The sequence below is a fragment of the Burkholderia cepacia complex sp. TUM26381 genome (genome assembly GCF_057439935.1).
The window spans coordinates 1,976,530-2,000,443 of sequence record NZ_CM172006.1 but is presented as its reverse complement, the minus strand read 5'-3'; the positions used below and the strand labels follow the sequence as shown (position 1 = coordinate 2,000,443).

Annotated in this window: 22 protein-coding genes; 15 read left to right on the top strand and 7 right to left on the bottom strand. The window is 65.4% G+C overall.

All coding sequences use genetic code 11. From position 1 onward, the window contains the following. The first annotated feature begins 26 nt into the window (after positions 1-26). Positions 27-2,276: a DNA repair helicase YoaA gene (yoaA, locus tag ACWMMN_RS09340; RefSeq protein WP_174994112.1), complete on the top strand. Its 2,250-nt coding sequence runs from the start codon at positions 27-29 to the stop codon at positions 2,274-2,276. A 120-nt stretch (positions 2,277-2,396) separates the two neighbouring features. Here yoaA and ACWMMN_RS09335 read toward each other — a convergent pair whose 3' ends face one another. After that, positions 2,397-3,221, bottom strand: a complete 825-nt coding sequence (locus ACWMMN_RS09335; protein ID WP_059234028.1) for an outer membrane protein assembly factor BamD — start codon at positions 3,219-3,221, stop codon at positions 2,397-2,399. Positions 3,222-3,262: 41 nt separating this feature from the next. Between ACWMMN_RS09335 and ACWMMN_RS09330 the strand changes: the two genes are divergently transcribed. The 7 genes from ACWMMN_RS09330 to ACWMMN_RS09300 all read left to right on the top strand — a co-directional run bounded on the left by ACWMMN_RS09330 (position 3,263) and on the right by ACWMMN_RS09300 (position 11,641). Further along, positions 3,263-4,474 (top strand): RluA family pseudouridine synthase, encoded by a 1,212-nt coding sequence (locus ACWMMN_RS09330; RefSeq protein ID WP_174994111.1) that lies wholly within the window; start codon positions 3,263-3,265, stop codon positions 4,472-4,474. Between the two features lie 6 nt (positions 4,475-4,480). After that, positions 4,481-5,320 (top strand): peptidoglycan editing factor PgeF, encoded by an 840-nt coding sequence (gene pgeF, locus ACWMMN_RS09325; RefSeq protein WP_486422606.1) that lies wholly within the window; start codon positions 4,481-4,483, stop codon positions 5,318-5,320. A 360-nt stretch (positions 5,321-5,680) separates the two neighbouring features. After that, a complete protein-coding gene (gene phaC / locus ACWMMN_RS09320; protein ID WP_059234030.1) occupies positions 5,681-7,564 on the top strand; it encodes a class I poly(R)-hydroxyalkanoic acid synthase in 1,884 nt (627 codons plus the stop codon). Between the two features lie 99 nt (positions 7,565-7,663). Then, positions 7,664-8,845 carry an acetyl-CoA C-acetyltransferase gene (locus ACWMMN_RS09315; RefSeq protein ID WP_340624171.1) on the top strand — a complete coding sequence of 394 codons (1,182 nt, stop codon included), beginning with the start codon at positions 7,664-7,666 and terminating at the stop codon, positions 8,843-8,845. Between the two features lie 120 nt (positions 8,846-8,965). Beyond that, the gene (locus ACWMMN_RS09310; RefSeq protein WP_059234032.1) at positions 8,966-9,706 is read left to right on the top strand and encodes a 3-ketoacyl-ACP reductase; all 741 of its coding nucleotides are present in this window, start codon (positions 8,966-8,968) and stop codon (positions 9,704-9,706) included. A 118-nt stretch (positions 9,707-9,824) separates the two neighbouring features. After that, complete coding sequence (gene phaR / locus ACWMMN_RS09305) at positions 9,825-10,391, top strand: polyhydroxyalkanoate synthesis repressor PhaR (RefSeq protein ID WP_059234033.1); 567 nt, start codon at positions 9,825-9,827, stop codon at positions 10,389-10,391. 404 nt (positions 10,392-10,795) lie between these two features. Next, positions 10,796-11,641 carry a lysozyme inhibitor LprI family protein gene (locus ACWMMN_RS09300; protein ID WP_486422605.1) on the top strand — a complete coding sequence of 282 codons (846 nt, stop codon included), beginning with the start codon at positions 10,796-10,798 and terminating at the stop codon, positions 11,639-11,641. A 166-nt stretch (positions 11,642-11,807) separates the two neighbouring features. Here the strand turns inward: ACWMMN_RS09300 and ACWMMN_RS09295 are convergent, their stop codons facing one another. Both ACWMMN_RS09295 and ACWMMN_RS09290 read right to left on the bottom strand, forming a co-directional pair. Next, a complete protein-coding gene (locus tag ACWMMN_RS09295; protein WP_176047872.1) occupies positions 11,808-12,062 on the bottom strand; it encodes a hypothetical protein in 255 nt (84 codons plus the stop codon). A 38-nt stretch (positions 12,063-12,100) separates the two neighbouring features. Further along, positions 12,101-12,610, bottom strand: coding sequence for a TraI domain-containing protein (locus ACWMMN_RS09290; protein ID WP_425394770.1), 510 nt, complete (start codon positions 12,608-12,610; stop codon positions 12,101-12,103). Between the two features lie 343 nt (positions 12,611-12,953). On the opposite strand from ACWMMN_RS09290, the gene tssD reads away from it, so the two are divergent. Beyond that, complete coding sequence (tssD, locus tag ACWMMN_RS09285; protein ID WP_486422604.1) at positions 12,954-13,166, top strand: type VI secretion system tube protein TssD; 213 nt, start codon at positions 12,954-12,956, stop codon at positions 13,164-13,166. Between the two features lie 66 nt (positions 13,167-13,232). Here the strand turns inward: tssD and istB are convergent, their stop codons facing one another. Then, positions 13,233-14,030 (bottom strand): IS21-like element helper ATPase IstB, encoded by a 798-nt coding sequence (gene istB, locus ACWMMN_RS09280; RefSeq protein WP_175223704.1) that lies wholly within the window; start codon positions 14,028-14,030, stop codon positions 13,233-13,235. Further along, positions 14,023-15,501 carry an IS21 family transposase gene (gene istA / locus ACWMMN_RS09275; RefSeq protein WP_233621336.1) on the bottom strand — a complete coding sequence of 493 codons (1,479 nt, stop codon included), beginning with the start codon at positions 15,499-15,501 and terminating at the stop codon, positions 14,023-14,025. Before istA ends, istB begins: the two co-directional genes overlap by 8 nt. 539 nt (positions 15,502-16,040) lie before the next feature. Between istA and ACWMMN_RS09270 the strand changes: the two genes are divergently transcribed. The 6 genes from ACWMMN_RS09270 to ACWMMN_RS09245 all read left to right on the top strand — a co-directional run bounded on the left by ACWMMN_RS09270 (position 16,041) and on the right by ACWMMN_RS09245 (position 21,847). Further along, positions 16,041-16,700: a hypothetical protein gene (locus tag ACWMMN_RS09270; RefSeq protein ID WP_486422603.1), complete on the top strand. Its 660-nt coding sequence runs from the start codon at positions 16,041-16,043 to the stop codon at positions 16,698-16,700. Between the two features lie 22 nt (positions 16,701-16,722). After that, the gene (locus tag ACWMMN_RS09265) at positions 16,723-16,980 is read left to right on the top strand and encodes a PAAR domain-containing protein (protein ID WP_081051822.1); all 258 of its coding nucleotides are present in this window, start codon (positions 16,723-16,725) and stop codon (positions 16,978-16,980) included. A 647-nt stretch (positions 16,981-17,627) separates the two neighbouring features. Then, a complete protein-coding gene (gene rimO / locus ACWMMN_RS09260; protein WP_059234056.1) occupies positions 17,628-18,989 on the top strand; it encodes a 30S ribosomal protein S12 methylthiotransferase RimO in 1,362 nt (453 codons plus the stop codon). A gap of 3 nt (positions 18,990-18,992) precedes the next feature. Further along, positions 18,993-19,919: a sugar kinase gene (locus ACWMMN_RS09255; protein WP_486422602.1), complete on the top strand. Its 927-nt coding sequence runs from the start codon at positions 18,993-18,995 to the stop codon at positions 19,917-19,919. A 90-nt stretch (positions 19,920-20,009) separates the two neighbouring features. Next, on the top strand, positions 20,010-20,552 hold the full coding sequence (locus ACWMMN_RS09250) for a hypothetical protein (RefSeq protein WP_174991559.1): 543 nt from the start codon (positions 20,010-20,012) through the stop codon (positions 20,550-20,552). 113 nt (positions 20,553-20,665) lie between these two features. Then, positions 20,666-21,847 carry a cystathionine beta-lyase gene (locus tag ACWMMN_RS09245; protein ID WP_174991558.1) on the top strand — a complete coding sequence of 394 codons (1,182 nt, stop codon included), beginning with the start codon at positions 20,666-20,668 and terminating at the stop codon, positions 21,845-21,847. A gap of 87 nt (positions 21,848-21,934) precedes the next feature. Here the strand turns inward: ACWMMN_RS09245 and serB are convergent, their stop codons facing one another. Together serB and ACWMMN_RS09235 are read right to left on the bottom strand one after the other, a co-directional pair. Further along, positions 21,935-22,780 (bottom strand): phosphoserine phosphatase SerB, encoded by an 846-nt coding sequence (gene serB, locus ACWMMN_RS09240; protein ID WP_059234060.1) that lies wholly within the window; start codon positions 22,778-22,780, stop codon positions 21,935-21,937. A gap of 169 nt (positions 22,781-22,949) precedes the next feature. Beyond that, positions 22,950-23,888, bottom strand: a complete 939-nt coding sequence (locus ACWMMN_RS09235) for a LysR family transcriptional regulator (protein WP_174991557.1) — start codon at positions 23,886-23,888, stop codon at positions 22,950-22,952. Positions 23,889-23,914: the final 26 nt, after the last annotated feature.

Genomic DNA, 23,914 nt, shown 5'->3' with positions numbered 1-23,914 from the left:
GGGCGCTGGACACAGGAACGCTTGCCTTGAATTCACCGCTTGAAGCCACCCCCGATGCCCGGCGTGACACGACGTCTGCCGGGCGCGTTCGTGCGCCCGAAGGCACCTTCGAGCTGAGCCGCAAGCGCGTCGACGAACTCGACACCATCTTCGGCGATGGCGGGTTGCTGGCGCGCGCGCTCGACGGCTACCGGCCGCGTACGTCGCAGATCGAAATGGCGCGTGCAGTCGCGTCCGCGATGGAGGCGTCCGCGCGCCGGATGCCCGAACCCGAGATCTTCGAGACCCGCAAGCGGCCGGCGCGCCGCCTCGGCGACGGCGACAAGACGGTCGAGCCGGGCGCGGACGGCGCCACGTCGGGCGAATCCGACAGCGACACAGGCGACAACACGCTGATCGTCGAGGCCGGCACGGGTACCGGCAAAACCTATGCGTACCTGGTGCCCGCGATGCTGTGGGGCGGCAAGGTGATCGTGTCGACCGGCACGAAACACCTGCAGGATCAGCTGTTCCTGCGCGATATCCCGACCGTGCGCAATGCGCTCGCGGTGCCGGTGTCGGTCGCGATGCTCAAGGGGCGCTCCAACTATCTGTGCCACTACTACCTGCAACGCACGGCGGACAACGGTCGCCTGCCGTCGCGGCAGGATACCGCCTATCTGCAGGAAATCGTCCGCTTCGCGAAGATCACGAAGAGCGGCGACAAGGCCGAGCTTGCGAGCGTGCCGGAAACGGCGCCCGTGTGGTCGATGGTCACGTCGACGCGCGACAACTGTCTCGGCCAGGAATGCCCGCATTACAAGGAATGCTTCGTGATGCAGGCGCGGCGCGAGGCGCAGCAGGCGGACGTCGTCGTCGTCAACCATCACCTGTTCTTCGCGGACATCATGCTGCGCGATACCGGGATGGCCGAACTGCTGCCGAACGCGAACACGGTCATCTTCGACGAAGCGCACCAGTTGCCGGAGACCGCGACGCTGTTCTTCGGCGAGACACTGTCGACCACGCAGATCCTCGAGCTGGCACGCGACACGGTGGCCGAAGGCCTGAGCCATGCACGCGACGCGGTCGAGTGGGTGAAGCTCGGCGGCGATCTCGAGCGCGCGGCGCGCGACTTGCGTCTCGCGTTTGCGAACGACCAGATCGTGCGCATGTCGCTCGCGCAGCTCGGTGACGATCACCCGATGTTCGGCGCGCTCGACGCGCTCGAGGCGGCGCTCGACGCGCTCGCGTCGGCGCTCGCGAGCCAGGCCGAGCGCGCGGAATCGCTCGGCGCCTGCCTGCGGCGCGCCCGCGAGCTGCAGGACCTGCTGGCCGGCTGGGTCGCGCCCGGCGCGACGGAGGCGGCCGCGAAAGCCGACGCGGCGGCGGCCGGCGACAAGGCGGCATCCGACGGCGACCCGAACGAGAAAGTGCGCTGGGTCGAGGTGTTTGCGCACACCGTCCAGCTGCATGAAACGCCGCTGTCGGTCGCGCCGATCTTTGCGAAGCAGCGCGCAGGCGTGCCGCGCGCATGGGTGTTCACGTCGGCGACGTTGTCGGTGCGCGGCGATTTTACGCACTACGCCGCGCAGATGGGCCTCAGCTCGCGCCGTTCGATGACGCTCGCCAGCCCGTTCGATTACCAGTCGCAGGGGCTGCTGTACGTGCCGCGCAACCTGCCGCAACCGTCTTCGCCGGCGTTTACCGACGCCGTCTTCGATGCCGCTCTGCCGGCGATCGAGGCGTCCGGCGGCGGCGTATTCATGCTGTGCACGACGCTGCGGGCGGTCGACCGGATCGCTTCGAAGCTGCGCGATGTCATCGAATCGCGCGGCTGGAACACGCCGCTGCTCGTGCAGGGCGATGCGAGCCGTACCGAACTGCTTGACCGTTTCCGCGCGTACGGCAACGCGATCCTGGTCGGCAGCCAGAGTTTCTGGGAAGGCGTCGACGTGCGCGGCGACGCGCTGTCGCTCGTCGTGATCGACAAGCTGCCGTTCGCGCCGCCCGACGATCCGGTGCTGGCCGCACGCCTCGATGCGCTGACGAAGAAGGGCTTGAGCCCGTTCGCCGTGCACCAGTTGCCGCAGGCCGTGATCACGCTGAAGCAGGGCGCGGGCCGGTTGATTCGTGCGGAGACGGATCGCGGCGTGCTGATGATCTGCGACACGCGGCTCGTCGACAAGCCCTATGGGCGCCGGATCTGGCAGAGCCTGCCGCCGTTCAAGCGCACGCGCGAGATCGCGGTCGTGCAGGATTTCTTCGACGAGCACCGTTCGGACAAGCGCGCATGACGGCACGCGCGGCGCTTGCCGCGTGAACGCCCCGGCGCCGCTCGAATGCGGCGCCAATAAAAAACCCGGCGCGATGGCCGGGGTTTTTGTTCGTGCAGCGGGCGTTGCGTCGTGCGTTCGTCAGAACTGCCACCACGACTTCGTCGCGCCCGGGCGCGAATGGCCGGTGACGTACGGGCTGTCGGGGAACGTGCCCGCGAGTACGCGCTTCGTGTCCTCGGCGAGTTGCGGCTGGTTCAGCTTGTTGTACGACAGGATCATGATGTGGAGTGCGTCTTCGATCGCCGGCGCACCCTTGTAATCCTTGATCGCGAGCTGTGCGCGATTGATCGCCGCCACATAGGCGCCACGACGGTAGTAGTAGTCGGCCGCGTGCACTTCGTGCGACGCGAGCGCGTTGACGATGTAGCGCATCCGTGCAGCTGCGTCGGGCGCGTACTTGCTCTTCGGGAAGCGGTCGACGACGACCTTGAACGCATCGTACGATTCGCGCAGCGCCTGCGGATCGCGTTCGCTCATGTCCTGGCCGGAGAAGCGCCCGAACAGGCCGAGATCGTCGTTGAAGTGGATCATCCCCTTCAGATAGTACGCGTACGGGATATCCGGATGATCCGGGTGGAGCTGGATGAAGCGGTCGACGGCCTGGTCGGCGGCTGCCGCTTCGTTGTCCTTCCAGTTGCAGTATGCAACGTTGATCTGCGCCTGTTGCGCGAAATGGCCGAACGGATCGCGGCCTTGCAGCGATTCGAAATATTTCGCGCACTTGCCCCAGTCGCCGCCGGACAGTGCGTCCTGGGCCTCTGAGTATAATTTGTTATTCGACCAGGTAGCCGTCTCGTCCTGCTTCTGCGGCAAGCCGTGGCAGCCGGCGATGAGGGCCGCGGCCGCTACCGCCGCAGCCCGGGCGGCGACGGTTCTGGCCGTACGTTTGGTCGAATTCATCATGCTCGCATGTCCTAGCTTCAAGTCTCGGTGACCCAGTCTAAATGACCCGTTCAAGTTCGCAGAATGCCCAGCCGGGCACACCAAATCGCGAAGATTATAGCCCAAGCGATCGGCCCGCCGACGCCGCGTCGGGGGATTCCCTCGATGACGATCTGGCCGGCGACGCGATGCAGCCGCCCGTCGTGCCGTCCGCGGCGGTCGACGAGGCGCCGCGCGTCGTCGAAGTGCCGCTGTCGCTCGCGGGTGAACGCCTCGACAAGGCGCTTGCCCAGCTGTTCCCCGAATTCTCCCGCAGCCGCCTGCAGAGCTGGATCGAGGCGCAGCGCGTGCTCGTCGACGGCGCGCCGGCGAAGATCCGCCAGCCGGTGCCGCTCGGTGCGAAGATCGAGCTCGTGCCCGACCTGCTGCCCGAGCAGCTCGCGTTCACGCCGGAGCCCGTGCCGCTCGACGTGATCTACGAGGACGACGCGCTCGTCGTGATCAACAAGCCGGCCGGTCTCGTCGTGCATCCGGCCGCCGGCAACTGGAGCGGCACGATTCTCAACGGTTTGCTGCATCGCTATGGCGACGCGGCGGCCGGCCTGCCGCGCGCGGGGATCGTCCACCGGCTCGACAAGGAAACGTCCGGCCTGATGGTGGTGGCCCGCACGCTGGCTGCACAGACGGACCTCGTGCGCCAGCTGCAGGCCCGCACGGTGAAGCGCCGCTACTTCGCGCTCGTGTGGGGCACGATGCCGGAGGAAGGCACGATCGACGCGCCGATCGGCCGCGACCCGCGCGAGCGCACGCGCATGGCCGTCGTCACGGGCGCGTCGGGCAAGCCCGCCCGCACGCATTTCCGCACGGTTGACACATGCCTGTGGCAACGTCAGCCGGTTTCGGCGATTCAGTGCGATCTCGAAACCGGCCGCACGCACCAGATCCGCGTACATTGCGCGCACGCCGGGCATCCGCTGCTCGGCGATCCCGTCTACGGGCGGGCGCGCGGCAAGCGCTCGGTCACGCCGCTGCCGGACGGGTTCGCACGACAGGCGCTGCATGCATGGCGGCTCGGCCTCGTGCATCCGGTCACCGGCAAGGCGATGCAATGGCGCTGCCCGTTGCCGGACGACATGAATACGCTCGTCGCGGCGCTCGGCTTCGGGCAGGGCGACGAGGAATTCGACGACGACGACGGTGTCTATGACGATGACGATTTCGGCGGCGAGTATCACGATGACGAGCCATACCTGGACGACGATGAGGAGGCATGAGTGCCGATGACGAACCTGGCGCCCTTGACGTGGCAGGACTGCGTTCAGCCCGACTGGCAGGTGTCGCCGCGCGTGCGTGCGCTGATCACGACGCGCGACGGCGGCGTGAGCAAAGGCCCGTACGGGCGCTGGCAGGATGGAGACGCGTTGCCGGGCGGGATGAATCTCGGTCTGCATACCGGTGACGACCCGGCCCACGTCGCCGCGAATCGCGCGCGTTTGCTCGGTCTTGCCGGCCAGTCGAGCGCCGCATGGCTCGAACAGGTTCACGGTGCGCAGATCGCGCGCGCGGACGAGGTGATCGCGATGGCGCCCGCCGCCGCGGCGCCGGTGCAGGCCGACGCGAGCGTCACGGACCGGGCAGGGGCCGTCTGCGTCGTGATGGTCGCCGATTGCCTGCCCGTGCTGCTGTGCGACGCGCAGGGCCGGGCGGTCGGTGCCGCGCATGCGGGTTGGCGCGGGCTCGCGGCCGGCATCGTCGAGCAGACCGCGGCACGCGTTGCGGCACTGGCCGGCGGCGCGGCGGACACGCTGCATGCGTACCTCGGGCCGGCGATCGGCCCGCAGGCGTTCGAGGTCGGTGCGGACGTGCGCGACGCGTTTCTCGACACGGCTCCGCAGTCGGAGCATGATAAAACCCGGCTTGCGTTCGTCGCGATCGACGGCGCGCCCGGCAAGTTTCTCGCCGATCTCTACGCGCTCGCGCGCCTGCGTCTCGCGCGTGCGGGCGTGGCGCACGTGAGCGGCGGGACGGCCTGCACGGTCACCGAACACGCACGCTTCTATTCGTACCGCCGCGATCGCGTGACGGGCCGCATGGCGGCAGCGATCTGGCTGGCCGATTGACGGCATGCGCATGCGCGCGCGGTTTGTTGCGTCGCGAAATCGGGTTATCTCGATATTTAGACGGCAATGCGGCGCGGCATGCGCATCTGAATGAAAAATCCCGAAGTCAAGCCAAACAAAATTTTTTATGTTTCGCCGGAACCCTTGTCCCGCCTGTTGCACGCGGATTATCTCCGTGCAGAAATGTTCAGTGGTTTGACTTGGCGCTTCACATGGGGAAAACGATAATGATAAAAATACCGCACTGCGGCAGAATCTGGAGACGCCTCTCCAGAGCATGACGGCCCGGCTCGCAACCGGCACGCCGCGCGCGAGCAGGATTTCACGATTGACGCTCACGAATCACCGGTAAGGCAGGTAATGACAGCATCGAAAAATTCGTCGACGTCCGCTCAGGCGGGCACTTCCGCGGGCAGCACCGGTTTCGATCCGGCCGCCCAGCCGATGCAGCAGATGTTTGAGTCGTGGTTGAACGCGTGGCGCGGTTTTGCAGATCCGGCGCGTGCCGCGACTGCGTCGGCTACCGTCAATCCGTTCGCGACATTCCAGTTCCCTGCGTCGTTTCCGTTCCAGATGCCGTCGATGCCCGATCTCGGTGGCCTCGCGGGCCTTGGCGGCATGGCGTCGCCGTTCGCGGGGCTGAAGCTGCCGGTTGCCGCGATTCCGCCCGAACGGCTCCAGGCGCTGCAGGCCGACTACGCGCGCGATTGCATGACGCTGATGCAGCAGGCCGCGGCCACGAAGCTCGAATCTCCCGAATTGAAGGACCGCCGCTTCAGCGGCGACGCGTGGAAGTCGTCGCCTGCGCATGCGTTCGCGGCTGCGTGGTATCTGCTCAACGCGCGCTATCTGCAGGAGCTGGCCGACGCGCTTCAGACCGATCCGAAGACGCGCGAGCGCATCCGGTTCACGGTCCAGCAATGGACGGCCGCCGCCGCACCGAGCAACTACCTCGCACTCAATCCCGACGCACAGAAATCGATTCTCGAAACGCAGGGCGAAAGCCTGCGGCAGGGGATGATGAACCTGCTCGGCGACCTGCAGCGCGGCAAGATTTCGCAGACCGACGAATCGCAGTTCGTGGTCGGCAAGAACCTCGGGTGTACTGAAGGCGCGGTCGTCTACGAGAACGACCTGATCCAGCTGATCCAGTACACGCCGAAGACGGACAAGGTGTTCGAGCGGCCGCTGCTGATCGTCCCGCCGTGCATCAACAAGTTCTACATCCTCGACCTGCAGCCCGAGAATTCGCTCGTCGCGCACGCGCTGTCGAACGGTCATCAGGTGTTCCTCGTGTCGTGGCGCAATGCGGATGCATCGGTCGCGCACAAGACGTGGGACGACTACATGAACGAGGGGCTGCTCGCGGCGATCGACGCCGTGCAGCAGGTCAGCGGCCGCGAGCAGATCAACACGCTCGGCTTCTGCGTCGGCGGCACGATGCTCGCGACCGCGCTCGCGGTGCTCGCCGCACGCGGCGAACATCCGGCCGCGTCGATGACGCTGCTCACCGCGATGCTCGACTTCAGCGATACCGGCATCCTCGACGTGTTCGTCGACGAGGCGCACGTGCAGATGCGCGAGCAGACGATCGGCGGCAAGAACGGTACGCAACCGGGGCTGATGCGCGGTGTCGAGTTCGCGAACACGTTTTCGTTCCTGCGTCCGAACGACCTCGTGTGGAACTACGTCGTCGACAACTACCTGAAGGGCCGCACGCCCGCGCCGTTCGACCTGCTGTACTGGAACAGCGATTCGACGAGCCTGCCGGGCCCGATGTACGCGTGGTACCTGCGCAATACCTATCTCGAGAACAAGCTGCGCGAGCCGGGCGCGCTGACCGTGTGCGGCGACACCGTCGACCTGTCGCTGATCGACGTGCCGACCTTCATCTACGGTTCGCGCGAGGATCACATCGTGCCGTGGCAGACGGCCTACGCATCGACGTCGATCCTGTCGGGCCCGCTGAAATTCGTGCTCGGCGCGTCGGGTCACATCGCAGGCGTGATCAATCCGCCGGCGAAGAAGAAGCGCAGCTACTGGATCAACGACGGCGACCTGCCCGAATCCGCGGACGACTGGTTCGCCGGTGCGGCGGAGCAGCCGGGAAGCTGGTGGACGACGTGGGTCGAATGGCTCGACCAGTACGGCGGCCGCAAGGTGGCGCCGCCCGCCGGGGCCGGTTCCGCGCAGTTCCCGGTGATCGAGCCGGCGCCGGGACGCTACGTGTTGCAGCGCGATTGACGAAATCCGGACAGCGGCGCACGCTGTCCGGTGCACCGCAGTTTTTTTAACAGGGCCGGTAACGATGCGCCGTGTCGTGCGGGCCTGGAGGAAAGGGAAATGACGGACGTAGTGATCGTATCGGCCGCGCGGACCGCGGTCGGCAAATTCGGCGGCTCGCTTGCGAAGATTGCGGCGCCCGAGCTGGGCGCGACGGTGATCCGCGCGGTGCTGGAGCGTGCGGGCGTGAAGCCCGATCAGGTTAGCGAAGTGATCATGGGCCAGGTGCTGACGGCCGGATCGGGGCAGAACCCGGCGCGGCAGTCGCTGATCAAGGCCGGGCTGCCGACGGCAGTGCCGGGGATGACGATCAACAAGGTGTGCGGCTCGGGCCTGAAGGCCGTGATGCTGGCGGCGAACGCGATCGTCGCGGGCGACGCGGACATCGTGATCGCGGGCGGCCAGGAGAACATGAGCGCGTCGCCGCACGTGCTGCCGGGCTCGCGCGACGGGTTCCGGATGGGCGACGCGAAGCTGGTCGACACGATGATCGTCGACGGCCTGTGGGACGTGTACAACCAGTACCACATGGGCATCACGGCGGAGAACGTCGCGAAGGAATACGGGATCACGCGCGAAGAGCAGGACGCATTCGCGGCGCTGTCGCAGAACAAGGCGGAAGCCGCGCAGAAGGCCGGCCGCTTCGACGACGAGATCGTGCCGGTGTCGATCCCGCAACGCAAGGGCGAGCCGCTGCAGTTCGCCACCGACGAATTCGTGCGCCACGGCGTGACGGCGGAATCGCTGTCCGGGCTGAAGCCGGCGTTCTCGAAGGACGGCTCGGTGACGGCGGCGAACGCGTCGGGGCTGAACGACGGCGCGGCGGCGGTGCTGGTGATGTCGGCGCAGAAGGCGGCGGCGCTCGGCCTGACGCCGCTCGCACGGATCAAGGCGTACGCGAACGCGGGCGTCGATCCGAGCGTGATGGGCATGGGCCCGGTGCCGGCATCGCGCCGGTGCCTGGAGCGCGCGGGCTGGACGCCGGGCGACCTGGACCTGATGGAGATCAACGAAGCGTTTGCTGCGCAGGCGCTGGCGGTGCACAAGCAGATGGGCTGGGACACGTCGAAGGTGAACGTGAACGGCGGCGCGATCGCGATCGGTCACCCGATCGGCGCGTCGGGCTGCCGGATCCTGGTGACGCTGCTGCACGAGATGGCCAAGCGCGATGCGAAGCGCGGGCTGGCGTCGCTTTGCATCGGCGGCGGGATGGGGGTCGCGCTCGCGGTCGAGCGTCCGTAACCGGTCATTCATCACCGGCGTATCGAATCCGGGCGCCGGCCGATTGCGGCTTCGGCCGGCGCTACGTGAAGTCAGAGGGGGCCTCGGCAGCTCTCGAAACCAAAAAATGGAGTGAGATTCATGTCTCAGCGAATTGCGTACGTAACGGGCGGGATGGGCGGCATCGGCACCAGCATCTGCCAGCGTCTGTCGAAAGACGGCTTCAAGGTCGTCGCGGGTTGCGGCCCGAACTCGCCGCGCCGCGTGAAATGGATCGAGGACCAGAAGGCGCTCGGGTACGATTTCATCGCGTCGGAAGGCAACGTCGGCGACTGGGACTCGACCAAGGAAGCATTCGACAAGGTCAAGGCCGAAGTCGGCGAGATCGACGTGCTGGTCAATAACGCGGGCATTACGCGCGACGTCGTGTTCCGCAAGATGACGCATGAAGACTGGACGGCCGTGATCGACACCAACCTGACGAGCCTGTTCAACGTGACGAAGCAGGTGATCGACGGGATGGTCGAGCGTGGCTGGGGCCGCATCATCAACATTTCGTCGGTGAACGGCCAGAAGGGTCAATTCGGCCAGACCAACTACTCGACCGCGAAGGCCGGCATCCACGGCTTCACGATGTCGCTCGCACAGGAAGTCGCGACGAAGGGCGTGACGGTCAACACCGTGTCGCCGGGCTACATCGGCACCGACATGGTGAAGGCGATCCGCCCCGACGTGCTCGAGAAGATCGTCGCGACGATCCCGGTGCGACGTCTCGGCGGGCCGGAGGAAATCGGTTCGATCGTCGCGTGGCTCGCGTCGAACGATTCCGGCTTCGCGACGGGCGCCGACTTCTCGCTGAACGGCGGCCTGCACATGGGCTGACGCCCGGGCTGCGCGGGCCGGGTGGCCGCGCAGCCGGGTGTGTTCCGAAGGCCCCCGCCTCCCGGATTCGGGCGGCGGGGATTCGTCACTTGCGCTACGCTGCACTGAAAGGCGTTACATGACTACTACAAAGAAGACGGCCGAACGGCTCATCAAGAAGTACCCGAACCGCCGGCTCTACGATACCGAGACAAGCACGTACATTACGCTCACCGACGTGAAGCAGCTCGTGCTGGAGCAGGAGGATTTCAAGGTCGTCGATGCGAAGTCCAACGAAGACCTGACGCGCAGCATTCTCCTGCAGATCATCCTCGAAGAGGAAAGCGGCGGCGTGCCGATGTTCTCGTCGTCGATGCTGTCGCAGATCATCCGTTTCTACGGCCATGCGATGCAGGGCATGATGGGCACGTACCTGGAAAAGAACATCCAGGCGTTCATCGACATCCAGAACAAGCTCGCGGATCAGTCGAAGAACATGTACGACACGAATGCGATGAATCCGGAAGTCTGGTCGCAGTTCATGAACATGCAGGCGCCGATGATGCAAGGGATGATGACGAGCTACATCGAGCAGTCGAAGAACATGTTCGTGCAGATGCAGGAGCAGATGCAGAATCAGGCGAAGTCGATGTTCAGCACGTTCCCGTTCAAGCAGCCGGGTGCGTCGGAGCCGGAGAAGAAGTAGCGATGTCGCGGCAGGCCGGCCGCGGCGGCGCGAGCCGTCGGGCGTCGGTGCCGCGAAGCAAGGTGGCGCGGGTCGGCCGATCGCGTGCCCGGGCACGACGATGCGCGGCTGCCGCCTGCCGAAAGATATCGCCGACGATCGTTCGTGATCGTCGGCACGACATGCTCGCGCCGCGTATGGGGCGGGCATGACCGTTGTCCAGTCGATCGAGATCCAGTCACCTGTGAATGAAAGCCGGGGCACGCCGCGCCTGAGGGCGTGTGTTCGACCCGGTGCGGGTGTGTGCCTGTCGCACCCGGAGCGGTGCTGCACGGCAACGCGCGGTACCGGTTCCGGGCAAGCGAGAGAGGCGATGCTGCGTCGATCCGGCGCGGCCGAGAACAACAAACTAACTGAGAGAGCGCATGCGAAGGATTCGAATGGCATCGACCGTCAGGCTGGCCGGTCTTGCCTCGGTGTTCATGTGTGGCGTGGGTTTGGCCTTGCCGGCCCTGGCGATGGATTGCGCGAAGGCCGCGCAACCAGTCGAGAAGCGCATCTGCGCGAGCCCCGTGCTGCGGGCAGCCGATGCGCGAATGAATTCGGCCTATGCGGGCACGCTGAAGGCCGCGCCGGATGCCGCTATTCGCGACATGCTCGTGCGCAGCCAGCGCCGCTGGATCGCCGCGCGCAACAACCGTCTCGATGCCGATTACGATGGCCATCCGCTGGCCGTCAATGAAGTGCGCAAGGCAATCGACCGACGCAGCGCCGAGCTGGACGATCAGTCCGGTAAAGGACTGGTCGCGCGAGCGTTGGCCGAGCGCCAGTGGCTTGCGAAATACACGGGCGGCCCGTTGACCGGCTTCGATGGCAACTGCGATTTCATTCCCGACGATGCGAGCGGCGCACACGTTTCATATGCGTGTTTCGGCGCGGTTCATGTGCAGCATCGTGCGCGCGTCTGCAGCCAGAGCGAGGACTGGGCGACCGGCGCGGTTTTTCAGTACCGCTCGGTGAGCGCGGCCGACGGCGGGAAGGTGCGCCCGGTGGCGTTCTGCGAGACGCAGGCGCATGGGCATGCGTGCGATAACGGGGGCGCACAATCGGGGTGGATGCGTGCGGGGGTGTCCGGTGACGATAAACGTACGCCCGCACCGGCAACCGGTTTGCCGCAACTCGATGCGGAAATGTGGCCGATCGGCGATGGCGACGATGCGGTGTGGTTCGAGCGGTGTCTGACTGCGTCGGTGTTTCCGGATGCGCGGTAACGTGTGACGCTCCGTGTTCCAGCAAGGCCCGCCATGGCGGGCTTTTTTATTGTTCGTCGGCGGGGGGCATGCGCAGCCGATGTCGATCGATCATCGGCTGCGATGTCACCCACGCGTGCGTCGCATGACCAGCGGCTCAGACCGAGGCCATGCGTTTCGTTGTCGTTCAGTGCGCGGGACTGAAGTCCTGGTCGTCGTCTGACGGTGGCAGGTCGAGCACGAGCTTGACGGCGCTGTAGTTCGCCTTGAGCGAAAACACGCGGCCGATCACGAGGAACGTCTGCCGCGAATTCTCGAGTTCGACGAAGTCGCCCGGTTGCGGTACGTGCGCACCCTGGTCGTAGGAGAAACTGGTGCTGGTTTGCTCGCCGATGGCTTCCGCTGCGTGTTCGGTGAATTCGATCGTGATGTGGGTAGTCATACGGGCCCCGATATGGCTGATTGAAGAGACTGGAAGCCTCAATTTTCGCATAGCGGCTGGCAGCATTCGTGCTGGTGTTGCGCGATGCGGCCAGTCGAGGATGGGGGCTGCATGGAGAGCAGCCCCGTGGCTGCGCAGTGCAGGCGAATTGCGCGCCCGTCACGATAGCGAAACCGATACGGATGGTTCGGTGGGTCATGCCATGGGCGCCAGGCCAATTCAACAACGAAATCCGCCGCAATTTTTCCCGGGTCGTGCAGCAGCGCGGCGTAGGCCGTCGCGGCCGTCCAGATTCTGCCTGCGCCGCCTGATCCTCTTCTGGTGCGGTGCCGACCGGCAGCAGGCGCGGCTGGGTCAGCTTGAGCGCGTAGGCGACGATCTCCAGGCCGCGTAGTCCAGCATTCCGCCCTGTGCTTGGCATGGTGGTGTCGCTCCGACGCGGGGCGCTCTTGCATCAGCACCGCAGAGCGTTCCAGCGGCTGCCGATACGGCACGGTGAACTGTGTGCTGGACAACAACGCGCGTTGCCGGATGTGCTCCAGCAACATCAGCCAAGGAGTTTGTTATCCGAACGAATAGGCCCAGCGAGCGATCGGGCCATTCGTGGCTCGGTCGGGCCAAAAATGGCCCGGCAAATCTCTTTTATTTTCAATTGGTTGATTTTGAGCGGGCCACGAATGGGCCGATTTTCCCTTGAAAAAATCGATTTTCGCGGTTTGGCTTTCCTCGGCGCTTGTCCGAAATGCCGGGCATCGCCGCTAATGTGCTGATATCAAGGGATTAAATCGCGACTTGAGATGGTTGGCACGGGCATTGCCTTACCTAGTCCGTCATCACCGATGGCAACACGGTCAGAGGGCCGTGTCGATTCCAACAACAAGGACTGCATTCATGCCGACTCCCGCTTATATCAGTATCCATGGCAAGACCCAGGGCAACATCACGCAAGGCGCCTTCACCGCCGACCCCGTAGGCAACGTCTATCAGGAGGGTCACGAAGACCAGATCCTCGTCCAGGAAGTCGAACACCTGATTGCCACCCCGACCGACCCGCAGAGCGGCCAGCCGTCGGGCCAGCGTGTGCACAAGCCGTTCACCTGTTGATTTCCACCGAATCTTGACCCACCGTTTTCATCTAAATCTGACCCACCCCGAGACAGCGTAGTACATCTATTCCGGTGTGGATAACTCCTCACTGCCTGCTGCTTTTGCTGCTCTTTTTCTGGTTGCCTTCGCCTTGGCAGAACTGGACTTGAAGCGCCAGGATTCATTGCCCGTTTCGACGATGTGGCAGTGATGGGTGACGCGGTCCAGCAGCGCCGTCGTCATCTTTGCGTCCCCGAACACGGTCGCCCACTCACCGAAGCTGAGGTTGGTGGTGATCGCGACACTCGTGTGTTCATACAGCTTCGAGAGCAAGTGGAACAGCAATGCGCCACCGGTCTGGCTGAACGGCAGGTAGCCCAGTTCGTCGAGGATCACCAGGTCGACGTACATTAGCTTATGGGCGATCTGGCCTTGTTTGCCGATGGACTTCTCCTGCTCCAGTGCGTTGGTCAGCTCGACGGTCGAGAAGTAGCGCACGCGCTTGCCATGGCGCTGCACGGCCTCAATTCCGATCGCTGAGGCGAGGTGCGTTTTGCCAGTGCCGGGGCCACCGATGAACACGACGTTGTGTGCGCTTGCGAGGAACGACAGGTCACTGAGTTCTCGAACCAGCGCTTCGTCGACGTGCGCCTGCGCGAAGTCGAAGCCCTTCAGGTCGCGGTGAGCTGGGAAGCGAGCGGCGGTCATCTGATAGGCGATCGAGCGCACCTGTCGCTCCGCCGTCTCAGCCATCAGCAACTGCTTCATGAAGCGCTCCGGGTCGAACTCCGTGTGACGCGACTGCGCCAGCAACTCTGGCCAGGTGCTCGCCATGCCATGCAGTTTGAGCCCCTTGAGCTGGGCGGCGATGTCGTTAGACATGACGGTCCTCCGGTGGGTTGGCACGCAGGGTTTCGTAGCGGCTCACGTCGGCGGCCGGCTCTTCGGTAAGCTGGAGTTTCGTCGTCGCGAGGTTGGTGCTCGTGGTGGGTGCCTTCAACCGGCTCAGCACGTTCAGAACGTGCTCCCCACTAGGGCGTCCCGAGTCCAGCGCTGCCTGCACAGCAAGCAGCACGGCATCGAGTCCGTGTTCGCGCACCGCGGCGAGCACCTGCGTCATGATGCGATCACCTCCCGGGTGCTTCAGTAGGTGCCGCTGCAACTGCTGCAGCGGCTGTGGCATCGTGACGAACGGAGCACCGTTGCGCAACGCGCCGGGTTTGCGTTCGACCAGCGTGATGTAATGGCGCCAGTCGTAGAAGGTCATGTGCCGCTCGAAGCTGCGTTCGTGGCGTGCGATCTCCTGGGCGTCGGCGACGACGCTGAGATATGCCGGATAGCAGCGCACGCTCACCAGCTGGTTCGTGTACTCGGTGGGCACGCTGTAGCGGTTGCGCTGGAAGTGGATGAGGCTGGTCGACGACACCCGCAGCGTCTGCTCGACATAGCCGTCGAACGGGCGTGGATTGGGCATCAGCCTGGTGCGCTCGTCCTGCAGCACGTCCTCGACCGTCAGCTCGGGCCACTGCGGGTGCCGCATCTGCCAGGCCTGACGACACTGGCCCGCGACCCATTCGTTCAGAAGCTCCAGCGTTTCCCAGCGTCGTAGCGCGGCCTCGTGCCAGATCTGGCGGCGCCGGTCCTGCACGTTCTTCTCAACGATGCCCTTCTCCCAGCCGGCGGCACGGTTGCAGAATTCCGGCTCGAACAGGTAATGGCCGCACATTGCCTCGAAGCGGGCGTTGACCGCGCGCTCCTTGCCGCGGCCGACCTTGTCCACGGCGGTCTTCATGTTGTCGTAGATGCCGCGGCGCGGAACGCCGCCAAACGCGGCGAATGCGCGGGCGTGCGCATCGAACAGCATCTCGTGACTCTGGGTCGGATAGGCGACCAGCCAGAACGCCCGGCTGGCATTGAGCTTGACGTGGGCGACCTCCAGGCGTCGCCGCAACCCGCCGATGAAGGCGTATTCGCAGCTCCAGTCAAACTGGAATGCTTCGCCGGGTTCGAAGGCCAACGGTACATAGGCCTTCCTGCGCGGGGCTTCAGCCTGCTCCTCGTGCCAGCGTCTCACGAAGGCGCTGACGCGGCCGTAGCTGCCGGCGTAGCCCTCGCCGCGGATGGCCTCGAACATGAACCGCGCCGTGCGCCGGTCACGCTTCGGGCGATGGCTGTCCGCCCGCAGCCAGCCCGTCAGCTGCGCGGCCCACTCGTCGACGACGCTCGGGCTGACGCGCTTCGGGTACTTCGGCTCAACGGCATCCGTTTGCCGAAGCCAGCTGCGCACCGTGTTCCGGGACAGGCCCGTGCGCCTAGCAATCTCGCGCAGCGGGACCTTCTCGCGGAAATACATCCGCCTGATCTTGGCCAATATGCCCACCGTGATCACCTCTGTATCCCCTGCTCAAAGATTGAGCAGGGCATTCAATCACGTGGGTCAAAATTCGATGAAAATTACTGCCTCAGGTGGGTCAGTTCTGCGTGGACATCAACAGCGATCCCAAAGGAGGTGCGCCGAGCACACCGCCGCCGGCGGAAGCCTTGGCGCGTTGAATCGATGAAGATGGCGTTGCGATTTTCCAGAAAGAAGCGACCCGGCGTGGCACTGGCCATCCGCACGTCGAATGACCGGAAACGCGCTGGAGATCAGCGTCGTCACCATGGCCTGCTACGGCGCGCACCGCGCGTGGGGCATGGGCACGGCGGCGTGATTTGCCTCGTGCAGTGGTTTCAGCCGAGAAGGCCGATAGGGCAGTTACCCAGCCCTCGAACTGACCGAGGCATTGCGGTAGCAGCACGGCTTCTGGCGTCATGCCCACGTGCGCAAAGCGCCTGAGCGGAGGCCCATCGGTCTCGAAGCGGCCGATCAATTATTTTCTGGAGTGCACTCGCATGACCAATCCCAGCCTCGAAACGGCGATCAAAGGGGGCAATGACCGACCTAACGTGGTTATTTACACCCGGTGGCACCAGGCCGCCCCGGTGATGGCGCTATTTTCTCCACTGCTAGTCGTGTCGATGTTCGTGCCATTCCCATTGCGCACCGACGGACCTCTTCTTGCCATCGCGGTGCTGATAGTCATCTGCATCGCCACCCCGTTGATCTTGGCCCACGTGGTGTACCCACCTGCCAAAGACGTGGTGCACATTACACCCGACGCCTTGGTCTTCAAGCGCTATGGAACCGTCACCTTTGACAGTATCACCGCATCTACCTTGGACGGACTGATCCGGCTCACGCGCCGGCAGCAGCCAACGATGGCGTTTCTCGGTAACCGCAAGACGCCCGGCTACAAGGCCTTCGCGGCGGCGCTTGGACCCGCCATGGTGACGTGGCGGTCACATCATCCAATGGTGCCGATCATGCAGAGCCATTTCCACGGTACGTGGCTGGCCAAGGTGCTCTGCGCACTGATCGTGGTCAGTTGTCTGGGCCTCGCCATCGCCGTCGTGCCTATGAAACTCGCCCTGGCCTCGTTACCCGCCTTGGAGATCGGCATCTTCGGTGGTCTCCGCCTGCGCGCTAGTAAGCGCCAGGATATTCAGAAGTAGTACAAACCATAAGGAGCTTGATATGCGACCTATCGTACTCGTCGGTCACCGACACAGCTGTCCCGTCCACGGTGACGGAACCGTCGTCAGCGGCGCCGAGTCCGCTGCCATTAACGGCCGAGCGATCGCGCGCGTGGGCGACCGCATCAGTTGCGGAGCGGAGATTCAAACCGGCTCGCCCGGCACGGAGATCGAAGGCCGGCCGGCGGCGCGTCAGGGTGACACCACCAGCCATGGCGGCACCTTGGTCGAGGGCGAGCCTGGGTGGCTTGTGGAGTGACAGCAAGCGGTCGCTACGCGGCGGGGGCGCCGTCGGTGATGACTGTCGAAGATGGCTTACCGCTGCGATAGCGTAGGCAAATTGTATTGATGAACGACGACAATCAGCGGTTGACAATTTCGCATCTGTCACGACGGTGTCATTCTCGTGCTTGGCTCGGCAACGAACAGCAAAGCGTTCAACTGGTCGCCTCCGAGTTTCTCTTCTGCACACTGATGCCTGATGTACGGAGCGCGCACCGGCAGAACCGTGTTGCGTTCCTTCGCCGCGAGGCTGTCGCCCGCCGCGTCGCCCCTAATCGTGGTATTCGCGATCTACGTGGGTTGCGCCAATGGCGGAACAAGTGTCGGCCCGACTCCGGCCGCCCAGACCCCAGACAAATCAGCGCAGGCCGTCTTGCACCTGACCGTCCCCGATCTACCTGCACGACCACGTTGAATGGGCCTTTCCAGACGTCGCTTATGGTCGGCGGAATACCCTTCGTCACGTAGTGAAAGGGTCGTATCAAACTCGACCTCGCGCACGGCAGTCCGCCACACGGCACATCCGAGCCGAAAGCCTGTGCCGCCGCAGCCACTCGTTTTAGGCTGCTGGACCCTAAATCGCTGTAAACTCACGCTTTTGCTGCCACGCCCCCACACATCCAGATGTCCCAATCCCCCAAAGTAGGGTTCGTATCCCTCGGCTGCCCCAAGGCGCTCGTCGACTCCGAACAAATCATCACGCAGCTGCGCGCCGAAGGTTATGAAATCTCCGGCACCTACGACGGCGCCGACCTCGTCGTCGTGAACACCTGCGGCTTCATCGACGAAGCCGTGCAGGAAAGTCTCGACGCGATCGGCGAAGCGCTGACCGAGAACGGCAAGGTGATCGTCACTGGCTGCCTTGGCGCGAAGTCGAGCGCCAGCGGCTCGAACCTGATCGAGGAAGTCCATCCGAAGGTGCTCGCCGTCACCGGCCCGCACGCGGTGGGCGAAGTGATGCAGGCTGTGCATTCGCACCTGCCGAAGCCGCACGACCCGTTCACCGACCTCGTGCCGGCGGCCGGCATCAAGCTCACGCCGCGCCACTACGCGTACCTGAAGATCTCCGAAGGCTGCAACCACCGTTGCACGTTCTGCATCATCCCGTCGATGCGCGGCGACCTCGTGTCGCGCCCGGTCGCCGAAGTGATGCTGGAAGCCGAGAACCTGTTCAAGTCGGGCGTGAAGGAACTGCTCGTGATCTCGCAGGACACGAGCGCTTACGGCGTCGACGTGAAGTACCGCACGGGCTTCTGGAACGGCAAGCCGATCAAGACGCGCATGACCGACCTGGTCGCCGCGCTCGGCGAACTCGCGGCACAGTACGGCGCATGGGTGCGCCTGCACTACGTGTACCCGTATCCGAGCGTCGATGAAGTGATTCCGCTGATGGCCGAAGGCCCGTTCAAGGGGCACGTGCTGCCGTATCTCGACGTGCCGTTCCAGCACGCACATCCGGAAGTGCTGAAGCGCATGAAGCGTCCGGCGAACGCCGAGAAGGTGCTCGAGCGCGTGCAGAAGTGGCGCGAGATCTGCCCCGACCTGACGATCCGCAGCACGTTCATCGCGGGCTTCCCCGGCGAGACGGAAGAGCAGTTCGAAACGCTGCTCGACTTCATCCGCGAGGCGGAACTCGATCGCGTCGGCTGCTTCGCGTATTCGCCGGTCGAAGGCGCGACGGCAAACGAACTCGACGGCGCGCTCCCGGATGACGTTCGCGAGGAACGCCGCGCGCGCTTCATGGAAGTCGCCGAGGAAGTGTCGGCGAACCGCATCCAGCGCAAGGTCGGCAAGACGCTCAAGGTGTTGATCGACGAAGTCAGCGAGGAAGGCGGTATCGGCCGCACGGCAGCCGATGCGCCGGAAATCGACGGGGTCGTCTATGTCGAACCGGCGACGAAGGCATCGAAGCGCTACAAGGTCGGCGATTTCGTATCCGTGAAGATCACGGGCGCCGACGGTCACGATCTGTGGGGCGAGGTGTAAGCGATGACCGCCGCATTTCCGGAGATCCTCGCGCTCGGCGAGGCGATGATCGAATTCAACCAGTCGCAGCCGGGCCATCCCGAATTCCTGCAGGGCTTCGGCGGCGACACGTCGAACTTCTGCATCGCGGCGGCGCGCCAGGGTGCGTCGACGGGCTTCGTGTCGGCGATCGGCGACGATCCGTTCGGCCGCTTGCTGGCCGACATGTGGCAGGCGGAACACGTCGACACGACGTACGTGCGGATCGATCGCACGGCGCCGACCGGCGTGTATTTCGTCACGCATGGCGCCGACGGTCACCAGTTCGACTATCTGCGCGCGGGCTCCGCAGCGAGCCGCTATGCCACAGGCGACCTGCCGCTCGATGCGCTCGCGACCGCGAAGGCCGTGCATCTGTCGGGCATCAGCCTCGCGATCAGCACGATCGCGTGCGACGCGGCGTTCGCGGCGATCGACCATGCGCGCAGCCACGGCGCGAAGGTCAGCTTCGACACGAACCTGCGCCTGAAGCTGTGGCCGTTGCCGCGCGCCCGCGCGGTGATGCGCGAAGCGCTGCGCCAGACGGACATCTGCCTGCCGAGCTGGGACGACGTCACGGCACTGACGGGCGCGAACGATCGCGATGCGATCGTCGATGCAATGCTCGAGCACGGGCCGCAGGTCGTCGCACTGAAACTCGGCAAGGAAGGCGCGTATGTCGCGACGCCGGACGAGCGGCGCGTCGTGCCGGGCTTCACGGTCGAGGCTGTCGATGCGACGGGCGCGGGCGACTGCTTCGGCGGCGCGTTCGTCGCGCGGATCGTCGCGGGCGACGATCCGTTCGCGGCCGCGCGTTATGCGAATGCAGCGGCGGCGCTGTCGACGACAGGCTACGGCGCGGTCGCACCGATTCCGCACCGCGACGCGGTGGAGCGCCTGATGCAAGGCTGACGCGCCACGCGTACGCCGGCCACGGCCCCGCACGACGGGCAGGGCATCGCCGCGATTTTCGAGCGAATCTGAAGCAAGGAGCAATACAAGGTGGGTCGATATTCGGAATGGCAACGGGCGCTCGTCGTCGCAGGCGCGCTGGCAGCGGGCCTCGCGATGCCGCGCGTGGTCGCGGCGCAGGCCGTCGCGCCGGGCGTGCAGCAGGATGAACCGGCAGCGGCGCGGCCGCTGAAGCCGAATCCCGAGTTCGCCCGCCTGCCGCGCTACGAAGGCACGCTTGGCGACCGGCCGATCGTCGTGCATCTCGGCCCGAAGACGGACGAGGAAGGCGTGCACGGCGAGTACCAGTTCGCCGATACGGGCGAGGTCGTGCTGCTCGCGGGCGATCGCGACGGCGATACGCTCGAGATCGAGGAATCGAACGACGGCACGAACATCACGGGCGTGTGGATCGGCCGCTTCGACACGACGGGCGAACTGAAGGCCGACCGGATGAATTCGGATGAGTCGGATCCGCAGCCGGTCGTGCTGCGCCTGGCGCCAGGCAAGCGCGCGGCGCTGCAGGTGCGCGACGGCCGCGTGCAGGAAATCGAGACGGTGGGTGGCGTCGTCAACCTGCGCACCGGCGACTGAGCGCGCGCTGGCTCGGCGCGCGCGGCGCGCATTGTACCGGGCCAACCGCGCCGATTTTGGCTAATCTAGCGACATATTCCGCAACCGAACGGCCTCGTGCCCGGCTTCCTGTCATGACTGCATCCACTCCCAAGCGCGCACTTCAAACCCGTATCGTTCAACCCGACGACGTCATTCCGGAAGGCTTCCGGTCGTTCGTGCCGCCGGTCGCGCGTGCGTCGACGGTCGTGTTCCCCGATCTCGCGACGATGCGCGCGCTCGTCTGGCACAACGACAACCAGTGGCGTTACGGGCTGCACGCGACGCCGACGTCGCTCGCGCTCGCGCAGCGGCTCGCCGAGATCGAGGGCGGCACGCACGCGCTGCTGCAGCCGTCGGGCCTCGCGGCGATCATGAACGTCTACTTCGGGATCGTGAAAGCGGGCGACGACGTGCTGATTCCGCACAACGTGTACGGCCCGAACGCGGATTTCGGCAACTGGCTCGCGAAGGATTTCGGCATCACTGCGCGCTTCTACGATCCGCTGATCGGCGCCGGCATCGCCGACCTGATCCAGCCGAACACGCGGCTGATCTGGATCGAGTCGCCGGGCTCGGTGACGATGGAAGTGCCCGACGTGCAGGCGATCGCGGCGGCCGCGAAGGCACGCGGCATCGTCACCGCGATCGACAATACGTTCTCGGCCGGGCTCGCGTTCAAGCCGTTCGAGCACGGCGTCGACATCTCGGTGCAGGCGCTGACCAAGTACCAGTCGGGCGGCAGCGACGTGCTGATGGGCGCGACGATCACCGCGAACGCGGAACTTCACGCGCAGCTGAAGCTCGCGCGGATGCGCTGCGGGATCGGCGTTTCGGTCGATGATTGCTCGCTCGTGCTGCGCAGCCTGCCGAGCATGCAGGTGCGCTTCGATGCGCACAGCAAGAGCGCGCTTGCGCTCGCGCAATGGCTGAAGGCACGGCCGGAGATCGCGGCAGTGCTGCATCCGCAGATCGCCGATTGCCCGGGGCACGCGTCGTTCATGCGCGATTTCACCGGCGCGGGCGGGCTGTTCTCAGTGGTGTTCGACGAACGCTACAGCGCGGAGCAGATCGACCGCTTCGTCGAGTCGCTCGAACTGTTCGCGATCGGCTGGAGCTGGGGCGGCGCGTGCAGTCTCGCGATGCCTTACGACGTCGCGTCGATGCGTCCGGACTGGCCGCATCGCGGCACGCTGGTGCGTTTCTACGTTGGCCTGGAAGACGAAGCCGACCTGCGCGCGGACATCGAACGCGCGATGCAGGACGTACTCGGTTGATCGCAGGCCGCGAAGGCCTCGCGTAAAAACAAAACGCCGGCGCGATGTTGAATCGCGCCGGCGTTTTTCATGAGCGGTGCAGCGGAATCAGAACAGCCGCAGCAGCCCGTCGAGGCCGACATGATCGAACGCGACCGTCGCCGCGTCGCGCACGACCGGCTTCGCGTGGAACGCAACGGACAGCCCGGCTTCGGCCATCATCTTCAGGTCGTTCGACCCGTCTCCCATCGCGATCGCGCGATTCGGCTCGAGGCCGAGCGACGCGCACGTCTCGCGTAGCAGGCGCGCCTTCACGTCCGCGTTGACGATCTCGCCGAGCACCTTGCCGGTGAGCTTGCCGTCGACGATCTCGAGCGTGTTCGCATGCGCGTAGTCGAGGCCGAGGCGCGCCTTCAGCCGCTCGGTGAAGAACGTGAAGCCGCCCGACACGAGCAGCGTCTTCATGCCGGCCGCCTTCACGCCGGCCAGCATCGTCTCGGCGCCCGGCGACAGCTGCAGCCGTTCCTCGTACACGCGTTCGAGCGCCTGCGCGTCGAGCCCGGCCAGCAGCGCGACGCGGCGCGTGAGGCTTTCGTTGAAATCGCGGATCTCGCCGCGCATCGATGCTTCGGTGATCTCCGCGACCTGCGTTTTCAGCCCGCAGAAATCGGCGATTTCGTCGATGCACTCGATCGTGATCAGCGTCGAATCCATGTCCATCACGGCGAGCCCGAAATCGCCGAGCGTGCGGCCGGCTTCGACGAACGCGAAATCGAGCGCATGCGTGCCGCAGTACGCGTCGATGTCGAGGCGCTGTGCCGGATTCGCGTTTTCGATGCGCAGCGCGTGATCGTCGGTCTGCACGATGCGGGTGCCGCGCGACAGCGCGAGCAGCGGTTTGTGATGGGCGTCCGACAGCGGCGCAAGACTCTGGATGACGAGATTGTGGGTCATGACGGGATGGTTGGGAGGCGAATGAATGGCATGCGCGGCCAACGGGCGGCCGCCTGCGAACGCGGGCCCCGTCCGGCTGCGGGCCATTGCGTCGCGAACGCGCCATTGTAGCCGGTTGGCCGCGCATGGCGACCGGGCCGGATCGAAACCGTGCGCGGTGCGGCGGTTGTCATCCGTTCGCGCGATCCCAGTACGGCGGATCGCCGAAATGCTCGGCAAGGAATGAAATGAACGCGAGCGTTTTCAGCGGTACATGCGCGCGGCTCGGATAGACGCCCCAGATCGCGACCGCTTCCGCGAACGGGTAATCGTCGAGCACGGTGACGAGCGCGCCGCTCGCGAGCAGCGGTCCGACGTCCCAGGTCGACTTGATCGCGATCCCGAAGCCGTCGACGAGCGCTTCGCGGATCGCCTCGCCGTTGCTCGCGACGAGCCGGCCGCCGACCCGCACGGTCAGCGGGCCTTGCGGCGTCGTGAACGACCAGTCGCGCTGGTCGCCGAGGATCACGCACTCGTGCTGGGTCAGGTCGGCCGGATGGCGCGGCGTGCCGCGTTCGGCGAGATAGGCGGGCGAGCAGCACAGCACACGGCGGTTTGCAGCGAGCTTGCGCGCGACGAGCGTCGAGTCCTTCAGCGCGCCGAGGCGGATCGCGACGTCGTAGCCGTCGTCGACGAGATCGACGATCTCGTCGGACAGCCGCAGGTCGAGCGACACCGACGGGTAGCGGCGCAGGAATGCGGGAATCACCGGCGCGACGTGCTGGCGGCCGAACGACGACGACATCGACACCTTCAGCCGCCCGTACGGCTCGCTGCGGCCGTGCCCGACCGACGCGCGCGCGGCGTCGGCGGCCGACAGCAGCGCGTCGGCGCGTGCCATGAAGACTTCGCCGTCCTGCGTGAGGCTGATGCGGCGTGTGGTGCGGTGCAGCAACCGTGCGCCGAGCTGGCGTTCGAGTTGCGCGATGCGCGCGCTGGCAACCGCGGCCGACACGCCGAACTCGCGCCCGGCCGCGGTGACATTCGCGAGCAGCGCCGCGCGCACGAACAGCGCGACGTCGAGCAGATCGAGCGGCTTGTCGGGAACCGGAATCGGATCGGACACCATTGTTCTGAGATTCCTGAAAATGTTTC

Bases quoted from the DNA above. Each gene is read 5' to 3' on its own strand.
- ACWMMN_RS09335 (WP_059234028.1), bottom strand. From the start codon at position 3,221: ATGATGAATTCGACCAAACGTACGGCCAGAACCGTCGCCGCCCGGGCT.
- ACWMMN_RS09330 (WP_174994111.1), top strand. From the start codon at position 3,263: ATGACCCGTTCAAGTTCGCAGAATGCCCAGCCGGGCACACCAAATCGC.
- pgeF (WP_486422606.1), top strand. From the start codon at position 4,481: ATGACGAACCTGGCGCCCTTGACGTGGCAGGACTGCGTTCAGCCCGAC.
- phaC (WP_059234030.1), top strand. From the start codon at position 5,681: ATGACAGCATCGAAAAATTCGTCGACGTCCGCTCAGGCGGGCACTTCC.
- ACWMMN_RS09315 (WP_340624171.1), top strand. From the start codon at position 7,664: ATGACGGACGTAGTGATCGTATCGGCCGCGCGGACCGCGGTCGGCAAA.
- ACWMMN_RS09310 (WP_059234032.1), top strand. From the start codon at position 8,966: ATGTCTCAGCGAATTGCGTACGTAACGGGCGGGATGGGCGGCATCGGC.
- phaR (WP_059234033.1), top strand. From the start codon at position 9,825: ATGACTACTACAAAGAAGACGGCCGAACGGCTCATCAAGAAGTACCCG.
- ACWMMN_RS09300 (WP_486422605.1), top strand. From the start codon at position 10,796: ATGCGAAGGATTCGAATGGCATCGACCGTCAGGCTGGCCGGTCTTGCC.
- ACWMMN_RS09295 (WP_176047872.1), bottom strand. From the start codon at position 12,062: ATGACTACCCACATCACGATCGAATTCACCGAACACGCAGCGGAAGCC.
- ACWMMN_RS09290 (WP_425394770.1), bottom strand. From the start codon at position 12,610: ATGTTGCTGGAGCACATCCGGCAACGCGCGTTGTTGTCCAGCACACAG.
- tssD (WP_486422604.1), top strand. From the start codon at position 12,954: ATGCCGACTCCCGCTTATATCAGTATCCATGGCAAGACCCAGGGCAAC.
- istB (WP_175223704.1), bottom strand. From the start codon at position 14,030: ATGTCTAACGACATCGCCGCCCAGCTCAAGGGGCTCAAACTGCATGGC.
- istA (WP_233621336.1), bottom strand. From the start codon at position 15,501: ATGTATTTCCGCGAGAAGGTCCCGCTGCGCGAGATTGCTAGGCGCACG.
- ACWMMN_RS09270 (WP_486422603.1), top strand. From the start codon at position 16,041: ATGACCAATCCCAGCCTCGAAACGGCGATCAAAGGGGGCAATGACCGA.
- ACWMMN_RS09265 (WP_081051822.1), top strand. From the start codon at position 16,723: ATGCGACCTATCGTACTCGTCGGTCACCGACACAGCTGTCCCGTCCAC.
- rimO (WP_059234056.1), top strand. From the start codon at position 17,628: ATGTCCCAATCCCCCAAAGTAGGGTTCGTATCCCTCGGCTGCCCCAAG.
- ACWMMN_RS09255 (WP_486422602.1), top strand. From the start codon at position 18,993: ATGACCGCCGCATTTCCGGAGATCCTCGCGCTCGGCGAGGCGATGATC.
- ACWMMN_RS09245 (WP_174991558.1), top strand. From the start codon at position 20,666: ATGACTGCATCCACTCCCAAGCGCGCACTTCAAACCCGTATCGTTCAA.
- serB (WP_059234060.1), bottom strand. From the start codon at position 22,780: ATGACCCACAATCTCGTCATCCAGAGTCTTGCGCCGCTGTCGGACGCC.
- ACWMMN_RS09235 (WP_174991557.1), bottom strand. From the start codon at position 23,888: ATGGTGTCCGATCCGATTCCGGTTCCCGACAAGCCGCTCGATCTGCTC.